The 15884-nt window shown below is 67.3% G+C and carries 12 protein-coding genes; 6 read left to right on the top strand and 6 right to left on the bottom strand.

The features are described from left to right. Positions 1-3630, bottom strand: coding sequence for an urea carboxylase (gene uca / locus BPET_RS01465; protein ID WP_012247318.1), 3630 nt, complete (start codon positions 3628-3630; stop codon positions 1-3). Then, positions 3630-5492: an allophanate hydrolase gene (gene atzF, locus BPET_RS01470; RefSeq protein ID WP_012247319.1), complete on the bottom strand. Its 1863-nt coding sequence runs from the start codon at positions 5490-5492 to the stop codon at positions 3630-3632. The genes uca and atzF overlap by 1 nt, the downstream gene beginning before the upstream one ends. Before the next feature lie 455 nt (positions 5493-5947). Here atzF and urtA point away from each other — a divergent pair, with 455 nt between their 5' ends. From urtA to BPET_RS01500, 6 genes are all read left to right on the top strand, one after another. Further along, positions 5948-7198, top strand: coding sequence for an urea ABC transporter substrate-binding protein (gene urtA / locus BPET_RS01475; RefSeq protein ID WP_012247320.1), 1251 nt, complete (start codon positions 5948-5950; stop codon positions 7196-7198). A 21-nt stretch (positions 7199-7219) separates the two neighbouring features. Further along, positions 7220-8845, top strand: a complete 1626-nt coding sequence (urtB, locus tag BPET_RS01480) for an urea ABC transporter permease subunit UrtB (RefSeq protein WP_012247321.1) — start codon at positions 7220-7222, stop codon at positions 8843-8845. After that, complete coding sequence (gene urtC / locus BPET_RS01485) at positions 8842-9963, top strand: urea ABC transporter permease subunit UrtC (protein ID WP_012247322.1); 1122 nt, start codon at positions 8842-8844, stop codon at positions 9961-9963. Before urtB ends, urtC begins: the two co-directional genes overlap by 4 nt. After that, entirely contained in the window at positions 9960-10811 is an 852-nt protein-coding gene (urtD, locus tag BPET_RS01490; RefSeq protein ID WP_012247323.1) for an urea ABC transporter ATP-binding protein UrtD, read from the top strand. The genes urtC and urtD overlap by 4 nt, the downstream gene beginning before the upstream one ends. A 1-nt stretch (position 10812) precedes the next feature. Beyond that, entirely contained in the window at positions 10813-11511 is a 699-nt protein-coding gene (urtE, locus tag BPET_RS01495; protein WP_012247324.1) for an urea ABC transporter ATP-binding subunit UrtE, read from the top strand. Between the two features lie 68 nt (positions 11512-11579). Then, positions 11580-12344, top strand: a complete 765-nt coding sequence (locus BPET_RS01500; protein ID WP_012247325.1) for a M23 family metallopeptidase — start codon at positions 11580-11582, stop codon at positions 12342-12344. 91 nt (positions 12345-12435) lie between these two features. Here BPET_RS01500 and BPET_RS01505 read toward each other — a convergent pair whose 3' ends face one another. The 4 genes from BPET_RS01505 to BPET_RS01520 form a co-directional block, all read right to left on the bottom strand. After that, positions 12436-12894, bottom strand: coding sequence for a MarR family winged helix-turn-helix transcriptional regulator (locus BPET_RS01505; RefSeq protein WP_041862617.1), 459 nt, complete (start codon positions 12892-12894; stop codon positions 12436-12438). Positions 12895-12923: 29 nt separating this feature from the next. Beyond that, positions 12924-13892 (bottom strand): Bug family tripartite tricarboxylate transporter substrate binding protein, encoded by a 969-nt coding sequence (locus BPET_RS01510; protein WP_012247327.1) that lies wholly within the window; start codon positions 13890-13892, stop codon positions 12924-12926. A gap of 112 nt (positions 13893-14004) precedes the next feature. Continuing rightward, the gene (locus tag BPET_RS01515; RefSeq protein WP_012247328.1) at positions 14005-14184 is read right to left on the bottom strand and encodes a hypothetical protein; all 180 of its coding nucleotides are present in this window, start codon (positions 14182-14184) and stop codon (positions 14005-14007) included. Continuing rightward, positions 14177-15796 (bottom strand): FAD-dependent oxidoreductase, encoded by a 1620-nt coding sequence (locus BPET_RS01520; RefSeq protein ID WP_012247329.1) that lies wholly within the window; start codon positions 15794-15796, stop codon positions 14177-14179. Before BPET_RS01520 ends, BPET_RS01515 begins: the two co-directional genes overlap by 8 nt. Positions 15797-15884 lie beyond the last annotated feature (88 nt).

Raw genomic sequence — 15884 nt, forward strand, 5'->3', positions numbered from 1 at the left:
TCAGGCTACCGGGCAATCGGCTTCTGCATCGATGACCACCAGGGCGTCGCCGCTGTTGACGGCCTTGCCCTGTGCGCAGCGGATGGCGGTGACGGTACCGGGGAACGCCGCCTTGATGGACAGTTCCATTTTCATGGCCTCGACGATGACCAGCGTGTCGCCGGCCTGCACGCGCTGGCCCACGCTGACGGGGATTTTCCACACGTTGCCGCACAGGTCGGCGCACACGGCGCGCTCGGTGGCCGACAACTGCAGCGCGGCTTCTTCTTGCGGCGGCGGCTCGATGGCCGCGGATTCTTCGGCCTGCCACAAGGCGACTTCGGCTTCGAAGGCCGCCTGCTGGTTTGCCTTGAACGCCTCGATATCGGCCGCGTGTTCGGCCAGGAAGCGCCGATGCTCGGCGAAATCGAAATCCTCGTGCTCGATGCGCAGCGTGGCGCGGCCTTCCCGGAAGTCTTCGCGCAGCACGGCGAGTTCGGCTTCGGAAACCGGATAGAAGCGCACCTGGTCGAAGAAGCGCAGCAGCCAGGGCTCGCCATTCTGGAACACCGGATTCTTCAGGAACTTGTTCCATATAGGCAGCGTACGGCCCACCAATTGGTAGCCGCCCGGCGAGTCCATGCCATAGATGCACATGTATACCCCGCCGATGCCGACCGTGCCTTCGGCGGTAAACGTGCGCGCGGGGTTGTATTTCGACGTCAGCAGGCGATGGCGCGGATCGATCGGCACGGCGCATGGCGCGCCCAGATAGACGTCGCCCAGGCCCAGCACCAGGTAGCTCGCGTCGAACACGATGCGCCGCACATCGTCGCGCGTGGCGAGCCCATTGATGCGCTGAATGAAGTCCACGTTGTTGGGCAGCCATGGCGCATGGGCGCGCACAGTCTCCTGGTATCGCTGCACCGCGCCCAGGGTGGCGCTGTCCTCGAACGCCATGGGCAGGTACACCACGCGGGTGGGGATTTTCAGCGAAGCGACGTCGGGCAGGGTTTCCTCGATCTGCAGCAGGCGCGCCACCAGCGCGTCCTGGCTGATGACGCGGCTGTCGTACTGGACTTGCAGCGAGCGCACGCCGGGCGAGAACTCCAGCACGCCGGCGACCGGCGCGGCGGACAGGGCCTGCATCAGCAGGTGCACCCGCATGCGCAGCGCCAGGTCCAGCACGTTGTCGCCGTATTCCAGCAGCAGGTAGCTGTCGCCCGCCTGGCGGTAAGTGACCAGCGGCCGCGCCGCGGTGGCGGGCAGGCTGGCCACGATGGGCGAAAGCGCTTGTGGCGCGGCGGCCGGCAAGGCGCCCGAAGACGGCGCGCGCAGCGTGGCCACCGCGGCGTCCTGCCGCGCTTGCAAGTCCGCGGCGTCGGCCACGCTCAGCGGCACGAAGCGGATACGGTCGCCGGGGCGCACCTGGCCGACCTTCCATAGCTCTGCCTTGGCAATCGTGGCCGGGCAGACGAAGCCGCCCAGACTGGGGCCGTCGCGCGTCAGGATGACAGGGCTGTCGCCCGTGAAATTGATGCTGCCGATGGCGTACTCGCAATCGTGGATATTGGACGGGTGCAGCCCCGCCTCGCCGCCATCCTGGCGCGCCCAGGCGGGCTTGGGGCCCAGCAGCCGCACGCCCAGGCGGTTCGAGTTGTAGTGCACCTCCCAGTCGGTGGAGAAAAATTGCGCCATCGACTCGGTGGTAAAGAAATCCGGCGCGCCGTGCGGGCCGACCAGCACGCCGATCTGCCAGTCATTGGAGTACTCGGGCACCAGCGCCGCATCGACGGCGGCGGGCGGCGCTTCGGGCGGCGGCGTCAGGCTGGCCGGCAGGCCGGGCTGCGCCAGCGGCAGCATGTCGCCCGCGCGCAGGCAGCGCCCGGCATGCCCGCCGAACTGGCCCAGCGCGAAGGTGGCGCGGCTGCCCAGGTAACTAGGCACGTCCAGGCCATTGCGCACGGCCAGGTAACTGCGGCATCCCGTCGCCGCGCGTCCGGTGGCCAGCACCTGGCCGCGCCGCACCGCCACGGGTTGCCACATGGCGATCGGCTGGCCGTCCAGCAACGCGTCCATGCGCGCGCCCGTCAGCGCAATGATGGCGTCGCTGTGGAACTTCAGGGTGGGGCCGATAAGCGTGCATTCCAGGCCGGCAGCCTGGGGCGCGTTGCCCACGATGCGGTTGGCCAGGCGGAACGCATAGTCGTCCATCGGGCCCGACGGCGGCACGCCGATGTTCCAGTAGCCGACCCGCCCCGGGTAGTCCTGTACGCTGGTGTAGGTGCCGGCCTCCAGCACCTCCAGCGCCGTTGGCTGATACTCGAAGCCATCCAGGAAGCGGGTGGACAGCGCCGCGGCCTGGAAGCGCGGGTCGGCCACCACCTGGCGCAGGAAGTCGAGGTTGGTGGCGATGCCGTGCAGTTGGGTGCGGGCCAGCGCGTCGCCCAGCTTGCGCAGGGCGTCGCCGCGATCGGCGCCGTGCACGATCAGCTTGGCCAGCATCGGGTCGTAGAAGGGCGGCACTTCGGTACCGGTATCCATCCAGCCATCCACGCGCGCCTCTGCGGGGAACTGCACGCAGGTCAGCACGCCGGGCGAAGGCTGGAAGTCGCGCGCGGGATCTTCGGCATAGAGCCGCACTTCGATCGCGGCGCCCTCGGGCGCCCGCCGCAGGGAGGCCCAATCCAGAGGATCGCCCGCCGCCACGCGCAGCATGCATTCGATGAGGTCCAGGCCGGTGACGGCTTCGGTAACCGGATGCTCGACCTGCAGGCGCGTGTTGACCTCCAAAAAGTAGAACTCGTCGCGCGCGCCATCGTAGATGAACTCCACCGTGCCGGCCGAGCGGTACGCCACCGATTCGCCCAGCATGACAGCCGCGCGCAGCAGGGCCGCGCGTGTCGCGGGCGGCAGCCCGGGAGCGGGCGTTTCTTCTATGACCTTCTGGTTGCGCCGCTGGACCGAGCAGTCGCGCTCGCCCAGCGCCACCACCTGGCCGTTGCCGTCGCCGAAGATCTGCACTTCGACGTGGCGGGCCTGGTCGACATAGCGTTCCAGAAAGGCGCCGCTGTCGCGAAAAAAGGTTTCTCCCTGGTGCTGCACGGCTGCGTAGGCGGCCTTGAGCGCGTCCGCATCGGCGCATCGCGCCAGCCCGATGCCGCCCCCGCCGGCCGTGCTCTTGAGCATGACGGGATAGCCGATGCGGTCGGCTTGCGCCAGCGCGTCGTCCGCGTCGCGCAGCAGGCCGGTGCCGGGCGTCATCGGCACCCCGGCCGCGGCGGCCAGTTCGCGCGCCCGGTGCTTCAGGCCGAACTCGCGCAGCTGTAGCGGGGTGGGGCCGATGAATGCGATGCCAGCCGCCGCGCACGCTTCGGCGAACTCCGCGCTTTCCGACAGAAAGCCGTAGCCGGGAAAAATTGCCTGCGCGCCCGTGGCCTGCGCGGCCGCCAGGATACTGTCGATGCGCAGGTAGCTTTCGGCGGCGGTGTTGCCGCCCAGCGCGACGGCGGCGTCGGCCTGGCGCACATGCGCCGCATTGCGGTCGGCATCGGAATACACCGCGACGCTCTTGATGCCCAGGCGCTTGAGGCTGCGGATGGCCCGCACGGCGATTTCGCCGCGATTGGCGATGAGTACGGTATGGAACATTACGATTTTTCCCCTTGGTGGGCCGCGGCGTCTTGCAGATGGCGCAGGTAGGCGCGCCAGCCGCCGAACTCGGTGATGTCGCGCGCGCCGGCGATGCCGCGCGGCTCGCAGATAAAGCCCTTCACGGTTCGGCCGTCGATCAGTTCCAGCGTGCCGATGCCCAGCGGCGCGGGAATTTCGGCCACGAACTCGCCGAAGGCGGCTGGCGCCAGCTCCCATACTTCCAGCGCGATGGCCGCGCCGTCGCCGGTATGCACCAGCCCGGGCTTGGGCGGCGTGCTGCCGGCCAGCGCATACAGGCGATAGGCCGCGGCGCTCTGGGTGGCTTCCAGAAAGCGCGCCCCGCGCGACGTCAGCTGGTGGTTCAGCGGCATGCCTTGCAGGTGCGCGCCCACCACGGCGACTTGCACGGGCGTGCCGGCCGAGGCGGCCGGCACGGTGTTGGCCGCCTCGGCGATGGCGGCACGCCGATCGCGGCCGGTGGCGCCCAGCGTGCCGCCTTGCGCGGCCTCCCAGCGGCGGCCGAATTCGGCCAGCGCGCGGTCATGCCACGCCGGCCCGATCAGCGTGATGCCGCTTGGCAAACCGTCGGCCCGCAGGCCGCCGGGCAAGGCCAGCGCAGACAGGTCCGCCAGGTTGGCGAAGTTGGTGTAGGTGCCCAACCGGGTATTCAGCGCTACCGGATCGGCCCGCAGCTGTGCAATGGTGTAGATGGATGGCGCCGTGGGAACCACCATCGCGTCGAACCCGGCCAGGCACTGCTGGATCCGCCGCGCCAATTCGGCGCGCTGATACTCGGCCTCGAACGCGTCCACCGCGTTGTATTGCGCCGCCTGTTCGATAATGCCGCGCACCACGGGATCGATTTCGCCAGGCGCGCGCTCATACAGGCTGCGCACGGCGGCGTAGCGCTCGGCCACCCACGGCCCCTGGTACAGCAGGTCGGCCAGCTCGCGGAAAACGGAAAAATCCACGGCCTGTAGCGTCGCTCCCATGTTGCGCAAGACCTGCAGCGAGGCGTCGTAAGCCGCCTGTGCCTGTGCGTCGCCGAAGAATTCGGGTTGCGCGGGGATGGCCAGCTTCGGCTGGCGGGGCAGCCCGCCTGGCATGGCGGGCGCCGCGCGCGAATACGGGTCTTGCGGGTCCAGGCCGCCTGCCGCCATTGCCACGGCATCGGCATCGTTAACCGTCAGCGCGAAGATCGACACGCAATCCAGCGTGCGGCACGCCGGTACGACGCCGCGCGTGCTGAGCCAACCCTTCGTGGGCTTGAGTCCGACGATATTGTTGAAGCCCGCCGGCACGCGCCCGGAGCCGGCGGTATCGGTGCCCAGCGCGAACGCCGCGAGCCCGCGCGCCACGACGCTGGCTGATCCCGAGCTCGAACCGCCGCTGATGTAGGCGGGATCGAAAGTGTTGGGCACGGCGCCGTGCGGTGAGCGCGTGCCCACGAGACCGGTGGCGAACTGATCCAGGTTGGTCTTGCCAATCAGGATGGCGCCGGCAGCGCGCAGCCGGCGCACAACATCGGCATCTTGTTGCGCCAGGTACGAGAAGGCCGGGCAGGCGGCGGTGGTGGGCCAGCCCGCCGCGTCGATGTTGTCTTTGATGGCGAACGGCACGCCGTATAGCGGCAGGCGCGCCACGTCGCCGCCCGCGCTGTCCAGCAACCGGGCCAGGTCACTCAGCTGGGTTTGCAGTCGCGGCGCGTCGGCGCGGCAGATCCAGGCCGGGTCGCCAGGGTCCAGGCTATCGATCAGCCGGCCAAGCAGGTCGGCCGGCTGCGCGCCGCGGCGATAGGCCGCCTGCCATTCGGCCAGCGTCCAGCCCTGGGGTTGTGAGATGACATCGTTGGCCTTCATGCCTGGGATCCTCGCTTGTATACAAGTCATCCAGTCAAAGCAATCGACATGCCAACTCTTTGAAAGACCGCCGAAAAGCCTGCTGGCATGCGGGTTTGCGGGCGGCAGCGCACGATGCGGACGCGCTTTGCGTGATTGACGGCGGCTGTGTCGGATGCCGGCGCGCGCACCGGCTTCGCGCATCGACGCACCGATAACGTGCACATGCACCAACATCGATAGCGCATTGGCTAGTCGTGCCGGTGTCTCATGTAGCGGTCCCGATATGCCGCGCCGGCCGCGCGCCATGGAGCCTTGCGCCATATCGGCCTATCACGCCGCCAAGTTGGCATAGGAATTGCTTTGACCCTGGTGCACGCGTTGCCGTGACGTTCGCGATGCGGGCGGCATGCTTTCGATGCACAGGCAGATCATCACGCCGGCTCGCCGGCCTATTCCAGAAAAGGATCCAAGCGATGAAGCGCAGACTCGTACTGAAGCAGTTGACCGCCGCCAGCCTGATGGCGCTGGCTGGCTGGGCGCCGGGCGTAATGGCGGCCGACACGATCAAGGTGGGCATCCTGCACTCCTTGTCCGGCACCATGGCCATCTCGGAAACCTCGCTCAAGGATGTGGCGTTGATGACCATCGAAGAGATCAACGCGCAGGGCGGCGTCATGGGCAAGAAGCTGGAGCCCGTGGTGGTGGACCCGGCGTCGAACTGGCCGCTGTTTGCCGAGAAGGCGCGCCAGCTGATCACGCAGGACAAGGTGGCCGTGGTGTTCGGATGCTGGACCTCGGTGTCGCGCAAGTCGGTCCTGCCGGTGTTCAAGGAATTGAACGGCCTGCTGTTCTACCCGGTGCAGTACGAGGGCGAGGAACTTGAGAAGAACGTGTTCTACACGGGCGCCGCGCCCAACCAGCAGGCCATCCCGGCGGTGGAGTACCTGATGAGCGAAGACGGTGGCGGCGCGCGGCGTTTCGTGCTGCTGGGCACCGACTACGTGTATCCGCGCACCACCAACAAAATCCTGCGCGCCTTCCTGCATTCGAAGGGCGTGAAAGACGACGACATCCAGGAGGTCTATACGCCGTTCGGGCATTCCGACTACCAGACCATCGTTGCCAATATCAAGCGCTTTGCCGCTGGCGGACGCACTGCGGTGGTGTCTACCATCAACGGCGACTCGAACGTGCCCTTTTATAAAGAGCTGGGCAACGCCGGCCTGAAGGCTACCGACGTGCCCGTGGTGGCGTTCTCGGTGGGCGAAGAAGAACTGCGTGGCGTCGACACGAAGCCCCTGGTGGGTCATCTGGCCGCGTGGAACTACTTCCAGTCGATCAAGAATCCGGTCAACACCGCTTTCATCGAAAAATGGAAGGCATACGCCAAGGCCCACAACTTGCCCAACGCCGCCACCGCGGTCACCAATGACCCGATGGAAGCCACCTACATCGGCATCCATATGTGGAAGCAGGCTGTCGAGAAGGCCGGCACGACGGACGTGGATGCCGTCATCGGCGCCGTGGGCGGGCAGACCCTCCAGGCGCCGGACGGATTCACTGTGGAGATGGACAAGACCAACCACCACCTGCACAAGCCGGTCTACATCGGCGAGATCAAGGCCGACGGCCAGTTCAACGTGGTGTGGAAGAGCAAGGGGCCGATCCGCGCCCAACCCTGGAGTCCGTATATCCCGGGCAACGAAGGCAAGCAGGGCTTGTAGCCCCACGCGGACGAGGCGACGATGCGCAGCGCGTTTCTTGCACGGCTTCTGCTACGCCTGGCATTAGCCTGGCTGGCCGGCGCCTGGATGCCGGCCGCCACGGCGGCCGGCCTGGACCCGGCGCTGCTGGCGCCCCTGGCCGATGACGACACTGGCGTCAGGCTGGAGGCCATCGCGCGCCTGGGGCTCGAGCCCACGCCCCAGGCGGCGGCGGTACTCGAAGCCCTGGGAAGCGACCGGTTGTACGCAGCGCCCGACGGCCGACTGCTGATAGACACAGGAGCGGGCGCCGTCGATGCCGCCACCGGGCAGCCTGCCGCCTTGCCGCCAGAGGCCGGCACGGTGTCGGTGAACAACCGGTTGCGCCGGGCCATTGCCGCGGCGCTGGCGGCCTCGCGCCTGCATGCGCCCGATGCCGCGCAGCGCCTGGCGGCCGCGAAGCGGCTCCAGCGCGGCACGGATGCCACGGCGCTGCCCATGCTGGAAAAGGCGCTGTCCGAGGAGCGCGACGGCGAGGTCCGGGCCGCGCTGGAAATCGCCGTCGCCACGCTGCAGTTGCAAAGCGATGACCCGGGCGTGCGGCGCCAGGCCGCGAAAACGCTCGGGCATAGCGGCAACGCGGCCTTCCGGCCGGTGCTCGAAGCCATGCTGCAGCAAGATGCGCAGGGCCGCTATGCCGAACCCGACGCCCAGGTGCGCGCCGCGGCCGGCGCCGCGCTGCACAGCATCGAGCGCCACCTGGCCACGGTGGCATGGGTGGGCAACTTGTTCTATGGCGTCAGCCTGGGCAGCGTGCTGCTACTGGCCGCGCTGGGCCTGGCTATCACGTTCGGCCTGATGGGCGTGATCAACATGGCCCACGGCGAACTGCTGATGATAGGCGCGTATGTCACCTACGCGGTACAGGCGCTGTTCCGGCTGTGGTTCCCGCAATGGCTGGATGCGTACGTGATCGCCGCGCTGCCCGCGGCCTTCGTGGTGACGGCGCTGGTCGGCATGGCGCTCGAGCGCACGGTCATCCGCTGGCTGTACGGTCGGCCCCTGGAAACCCTGCTGGCCACCTGGGGCATCAGCCTGATGCTGATGCAGGCGGTGCGGACGCTGTTCGGCGCGCAGAATGTCGAAGTGGGCAACCCGTCGTGGATGAGCGGGGGCATCACGGTGCTGGGCAACCTGGTGCTTTCCTACAACCGCATTGCCATCGTCGCGTTCGCGGTGCTGGTGGTGGTGTTTGTATGGCTGCTGCTGAACCATACCCGGCTGGGCCTGTTCGTGCGCGCCATCACTCAGAACCGCCGCATGGCCGACTGCGTGGGCGTGCCCACCGGCCGGATCGACATGCTGGCGTTCGGACTGGGTTCGGGAATCGCCGGCCTGGCGGGCGTGGCGCTGTCCCAGCTGGGCAACGTGGGGCCCGACCTGGGCCGCGCCTACATCGTCGATTCGTTCATGGTGGTGGTACTGGGCGGGGTAGGGCAGCTTGCCGGCACGGTCGTGGCCGCGCTGGGCCTGGGCGCTGTCACCAAGTTTCTCGAACCTTATTCCGGAGCCGTGATGGCCAAGATCACCATCCTGGCGTTGATAGTGCTGTTCGTGCAGAAGCGGCCCCAGGGCCTGTTCGCGCCGCGCGGCAGGAGCGCCGAATGAACGCCGCCGACCTGAATCCCGCGCTTGCCCGCCGCCCGCTGTTCAGCGCGCGCGCCTGGGCCGGGCTGGCCATCGCCACGGCGCTGCTGGCGGCGCTGCCCTGCCTGAACCTGGTGTTTCCGCCGGGACATGCGCTGCATGTGTCGGCCTATGCCGTGGCCTTGCTGGGCAAGTTCATGTGCTACGCGCTGGCCGCGCTGGCGCTGGACCTGGTGTGGGGCTATGCCGGCATTCTCTCATTGGGGCACGGGTTGTTCTTCGCGCTGGGCGGGTATGCGCACGGCATGTACCTGATGCGCGCCATCGGGCGCGACGGCGTCTACCAGAGCGACGTGCCCGATTTCATGGTGTTTCTGAACTGGAAGGCGTACCCCTGGTACTGGGCATTTACCGACCACTTCTGGTACGCCATGCTGCTGGTGGTGCTGGTGCCCGGCGGGCTGGCGTTTCTGTTCGGATACTTCGCCTTCCGTTCGCGCATCAAGGGCGTGTACTTTTCCATCATCACACAGGCGCTGACGTTCGCGGCCATGCTGCTGTTCTTCCGCAACGATACGGGCTTTGGCGGCAACAACGGCTTTACCGATTTCAAGCGCATCCTGGGCTTCGACATCACCGCGCCCGCGACGCGCGCGGGGTTGTACTGGGTGACGCTGGCGGTGCTGTTCGGCGCGCTGGTGCTGGCCCGCGCGGTTACGCAGTCCAAGCTGGGCCGGGTGCTGACCGCGGTGCGCGACGCTGAAAGCCGGTTGCGCTTCATCGGCTACGAGCCGCTGGGCTTCAAGCTGTTCGTCTGGACCCTGTCGGCCGTCATGTGCGGCGTGGCCGGCGCCTTGTACGTGCCGCAGGTCGGCATTATCAACCCCGGCGAAATGTCTACCGAGAATTCGATTGAAATGGTCATCTGGGTGGCTACGGGCGGGCGTGGCACGCTGATCGGCCCGATCATCGGGGCAGGCGCGGTCAACGGCCTGAAAACCTGGTTCACCAGCGTGTTTCCGGAATTCTGGCTGTATGCGCTGGGCCTGATTTTCGTGTTGGTGACCTTGCTGCTGCCGCAGGGCATCGTGGGTCTGGTGCGGCGCTGGATGGCGCGCCGCGAGGAGCATGCCGCATGAGTACCGAATCGCGCAATAGGGCGGCTGCCGCCTTGGACGACGATGGCGGCCCGAGCGGGCAGGCGTCGTATGGCCGCGTCAATCCGCCGGGCGTCGATACGACCCATGGCGCCATCTTGTACCTGGACGGCATCACGGTCAGCTTCAATGGCTTCAAGGCCCTGAACGACCTGACGCTGGACATTGGCGTGGGCGAGCTGCGCTGCATTATCGGCCCCAATGGCGCGGGTAAGACCACCATGATGGACGTCATTACCGGCAAGACGCGTCCCACTGCCGGCACGGCTTTTTTCGGGCAGAACATCGACCTGACCACGCTGAACGAGGCGCAAATCGCGCATGCCGGCATTGGCCGCAAGTTCCAGCGCCCTACCGTGTTCGAGCAGCACACGGTGTTCGAGAACCTGGAACTGGCCATGAAGACCGACAAGCGCGTGCGGCCCACTCTGTTTGCCCGGCTGACGAGCGAGCAGGCCGATCGCATTGCCGAGACGCTGGCGCTGATCCGGCTGGGCGACGCGGCGCAACGCCCGGCCGGGTTGTTGTCGCATGGCCAGAAGCAGTGGCTCGAGATCGGCATGCTGCTGATGCAGGAGCCGCAGTTGCTGCTGCTGGACGAGCCGGTGGCCGGCATGACGGATGCCGAAACCGAGCGCACTGGCGAATTGCTCAACGAACTGCGCGGCCGCCACTCGCTGATGGTGGTGGAGCACGATATGGATTTCGTTTCGCGTATCGCCGACGGCGGCAAGGTGACCGTGCTGCATGAAGGCTCGGTGCTGGCCGAAGGCACCATGGCGCAGGTGCAGGCCGACCCGCGTGTCGTTGAAGTCTATCTGGGGCGCTGAAATGCTGGAAGTGCAAGCCATCGATCAATACTATGGCGGCAGCCATACGCTGCGTGGCGTGTCGGTGTCGCTGCGGCAGGGCGAGTGCCTGGGGCTGCTGGGCCGCAACGGCGTGGGCAAGACCACGTTGCTGAAATGCCTGATGGGCGTGCTGCCCGTGGCGGGCGGCAAGGTGATGTTCGACGGGCACGACATCTCGCGTCTGCCGCCGCACCGGCGCGCGGCGCTGGGCATCGCCTATGTGCCGCAGGGGCGCGATATTTTCGCGCGGCTGACGGTGGAAGAGAACATCGTCATGGGCATGGCGCGCTTTCCCGGCGCGCGTGCGCGCCGCATCAAGGAAGAAGTGTTCGAGCTGTTTCCGGTGCTGCGCAGCATGCTGGCCCGCCGGGGCGGTGACCTGTCGGGCGGCCAGCAACAACAGCTGGCCATTGCGCGGGCATTGGTGGCCGAGCCCAGGCTGATCATTCTGGACGAACCCACTGAAGGCATCCAGCCATCGATCATCAAGGACATCGGCCGCGTTATCCGCCTGCTGCGCCAGCGCGGCGACATCGGTATTCTGCTGTGCGAACAGTACTTCGATTTCGCGCGCGAACTGGCCGACCATTTCGTGGTGCTGTCGCGCGGCGAGGTCGTCGCTCGCGGGTCGCGGGCCGAAATGGACGGCGAAGAAGTGCGGCGGCATTTGTCGGTGTAGCGGCCGGCGGGCCTGATTCAAATGCACAAGCCTGTTACAGCGTTTCTTGTTACCCTTCTGGGCGAGGGATGTTCCCGGTTCTTGTCATTTACGCCCATACGTTGTCAGTGCCTGTTATCTCGACCCTATCTGTTTCGCCCGCGGCGCCGCGCCGCCCCCGCGCCGCGGCCGCATGGCGCCATGCCGGCGCCGCGCTGTGCGCCGGCTTGTTGATGCTGCTGGCGGCGTGCAGCTCTACCAAGGTCGGCCCCGGGTATTACCGCGTGCAGTCCGGCGACACGCTCAGCAAGATCGCGCGCGAGCACAACACCAGCGTGGCGGAGCTGATGCGCCTGAACAATCTGTCCAATCCCAATCGCATCAGCAAGGGGCAGATGTTGCGCGTGAGCGCCAAGGGGCGTGCGGCCGCGGCCTCCAGCGCAAGCAGCCCGCCGCCTTCGGCGGCGGCGTCGGCCGCTGCCGTGCGCGGCATCAAGCTGGTCTGGCCTGCCGACGGCACCATCACGCACCGCTACAACGGCAATTCCTCGAAGGGCATCACTATCGTCAACAAAACCGGCACGCCGGTGCGGGCCGCCGCCGCGGGTAGCGTGGTGTATGCCGGCAACCGCCTGCGCGGCTACGGCAACCTGGTCATCGTGCAGCACGCCGGCGACTTTCTCAGCATCTACGCGCACAACAACCGGATGCTGGTGAAAGAAGGGCAGAAGGTCTCGCAAGGCCAGCAGATCGCCGAAATGGGCAATACCGACCGCAGCGGCCCGGCGCTGTACTTCGAGCTGCGCTATCGCGGTAAGCCGGTAAATCCCGCAGGGGCCTTGCCGCCGCGCTGAAGCCCGCGCTAAGCAGCGGTGAAACCAGGCAGCGTGGCCAGACGCCGCGCCACGAACTCCATGAACAGGCGTGTGCCCACCCCGGCGGCCTTTACCCCTCTCTTCCCACGTGAGCAATCACCCGATCGAGCATGGCGCCCAGCTGCGCTTGTTCCTGCTCGCTGAGGCAGCCGAATATCTCGTCATTGCGGCGCGCGATCAGCGCCACGACCCGCTCGTAAAGCGCCTGGCCGGCGCGCGTGGGCGCCAGCAACACGCCCCGCGCATCGTTCTCGCAGGCTGCTTTGTTGACCAGTCCCCGATCCACCAGGGCCTGCGCCGAGCGGCTGGCCTGGCCCTTGTTCAGGTTGGCGGCGCGGGCCAGGTCGTTCACCGACAGCGGCGCATAGCGCCCGATTGCCGCCAGGCACCGCGCCTCGCCCAGCGGCAGGCCGCAGGTTTCCTGGTACGCGCGGTTGGAGTCGCGGTCGGAAACCTTGTTGACCACGTGCATCCTGTAGGTCAGGAAGCGTTCAAGCGCGGGCAGGGTGTCGGATGAACGAGTGGGCATAGGTGTGGCGGGCGCGGCCCGCCATCGGCTCAGTTGACGGTGATCTTGCTGTCGCGGATGACCTTGCCCCATTTTTCGCGTTCGGACGCGGCATAGGCGGTCATTTCCTGAGGCGTGCTGGGAATCGCTTCCAGCCCCATGGACTTGAACTTCTCGCGCACCTCGGCCGAGTCCAGCGCGCCGCGCAGGGCGGTGTTCAGGCGGTCGACGATGGCGTCGGAAGTGCCCTTGGGCACCAGCAGCCCTTGCCAGGCATACGCTTCAAAATCCTTCAGCCCCAGTTCCATCAGCGTGGGCGTGTCGGGCATCGAGTCCAGGCGCTTGGCGCTGGCGACGGCAATGGCGCGCAGCCGGCCCGATGCGATGTACTGCTGGCCGGTGGCCGAATCGACGAACATCATGGGCACCTGGCCGCCTATGACATCCTGCACGGCGGGGGCCGCGCCGCGATAGGGCACGTGCACCAGGTTCAGCCCCGTGCGCAGGCGGAACAGTTCGGTAGCCAGGTGGTGCGGGCTGCCCGAGCCGGGCGTGGCGTAGTCGACGCCGTTGGCTTGCGACTTGATCCAGGCCTCGAGTTCGCCCAGCGTCTTGGCCGGCACCGACGGGTTCACCACCAGGATCATCGCGAAGCGCGCCATCAGGCCCACCGATTTCAGGTCGGTGGCGGGGTTGTACGAGAGCTGCGGATACAGCGCCGGATTGGCGGCCAGAGTGGCGGTGTCGCCGGACAGCATGGTGTAGCCGTCGGGCTGCGCGCGCGCCACGTAGTCGGCGCCGATCGCGGTGGCCGCGCCAGGTTTGTTGGCGATGACCAGCGGTTGCCCGAGCGATGTCGTCATTTTCTCGGCCAGGGTGCGGGCCACGATATCCGTGCCGCCGCCGGCCGGGTAGGGCACGACCCATTCAATGGCGCGGGCAGGGTAGTCGGCAGCCTGCGCTTGCAGCGCGCCAGCGGCCAGCAGCAGCGTCGCCGCGGCCTTCAGGTAACGGTTCATGGATTGTCTCTCCGTGTTGTGGGTACAGCGTTTGGTAATGGGTACTGCTTTCTTGGTAGTGGGTACTGACTTATGGGTACAACGAATAAGGGTACGACAAATGCCGGCTCGATCAGGCTCTTGTGGCGTGTTCGGCCTGCTCGATCAGGGCCAGCACCGGCGCGGCGTCCTCTTGCCGGCTGATTAGCGACAGGCACAGCGCCGACAGGAACAACGGAGCCTGGGCCGCGCCGACGCGGGTAAGGGCTTGCGCCAACTGCGTATAGGCCTGGTCCAGGTCGGATTCAGTCATGGCGGATCTCCGTAACGGGATGATAAGGCGTAAGCGCGCGCCGGACAGCCGGCATGTCGTCTTGCCGCCAGCGGCCCAGCACATAGCCGTCCGGGCGGATAGCGTACAGGGCGCCAGCGCTCGCGCCGTAGCGCTGGCGCGCCTGGCCATTGGCATCGTGCAGCGCCGCATTCGCCCCCTGGCCGATGTGCAGCACGCGCAGCGGCGTGGCTGCGCGCGCCAGGTCGTCCAGCTGCGCCAGGGCGGCCGGGTCGCACTCGAACGCCAGCAGCGTGAACGCGCCGCCGAAGCACGAGGTCAGGTGGCGGGGCGCGCCCGCCTGCCGCAGCAGCGCTTCGGGCGCCGGCTCTCCGGGCGCGGCCAGTGGGCCGGCTTCGGGCAGGCCGTCGGCGGCGTTCAGGGCCGAGCCCTGGTACGAAATAGGCGACGATTGGCGCGGGTTGATCAGCGAACGCACCGTCGCGTCGGTCAGCGACAGGCGCAGGGTGGCTTCGCGCAGCAGGCGAAAACCGTAGTCCGGGGGCGCCATGAATTCGGTGCTTTTCGCGCCGTAGCTGAGGTTCTGCCGGGTGGCATGCACGCGTTCCTGGCTATACGTGTCCAGCAACGCTTCGCTGGCGTGGCCGCGCAGCACCCAGGCGAGCTTCCAGGCCAGGTTGCCGGCGTCGTCCAGACCGGAATTCAGGCCGCGCACGCCAAAAATCGGCACCAGGTGGCCGGCGTCGCCGGCGAACAGCACGCGCCCGTGGCGGTAGCTGTCCAGCGTCAGGCACTTGGCGTTGTACATCGAGATCCAGAGCGGTTTCCATGGCGCCGTCTCGCCGATCATGTCCAGGTGGCTCTGCACGCGCGGCAGCACGTTCTCGGGCAGCACGGCGGCTTGCGCATCTTCGTCGTCGCGGATCTGGTAGTCGATGCGCCATACATTGTCGGGCTGCCGGTGCATCAGCAGGGTAGAACCGGGGTTCGAGGGCGGGTCGAACCACGCCAGGCGTTCGGTGGGCCGGGACGATGCCTGTTCGATGTCGACGATGACATAACGGCCTTCGTACTGCATGCCCTGCAAGGCCAGCCCCAGCTGCTCGCGCACCGTGCTGCGCCCGCCGTCGCAGGCCACCACCCAGTCGGCCCGCACCCTGTGCGAGCCGGCGGCGTTTTCAATGTGCACCGTGACGCCGGCGTCGTCGGGCCGCACCCGCGCCACCCGGCTGGCCCACGCCACCTGTGCGGTCGCGCGGCCGCGTTGCAGCGCCTGATGGGCATATTCCTCAATATAGAACTGCTGAATATTGACCATGGGCGCGTAGCGCTGGGTCGGGTCGCCGGGCATTTCGAACCGCAGCACTTCCTGGTTGCGGTAGTAGCTGCGCCCGCTGCTCCAGGGCAGCCCCTTTTCCACCAGCGGCCGGTCGGCGCCGATCCAGGCCAGTATTTCTTGCGAACGGCGCGATATGCAGATGGCCCGGCTGCCTGTGCAGTAGCCGTCATCGGCCTCGACGGTCAGCGAGGCAATGCCGTATTCGGCCAGCAGCGCCGCCAGGGTCAGCCCGACAGGGCCGCCGCCCGCGATCAGCACGGGCACGTGTCCGGGCAGTGGGGCAGGGTGCGTCACGCCGGTCTCCTCGTATTGGTTGTGAGCGCAACTATATCGCCAGTTGGTTGCGCACACAACTATTTTCTGCGATTAGTCAAAGCAAAAT

Source organism: Bordetella petrii (assembly GCF_000067205.1).
GTDB lineage: Bacteria > Pseudomonadota > Gammaproteobacteria > Burkholderiales > Burkholderiaceae_B > Bordetella_A > Bordetella_A petrii.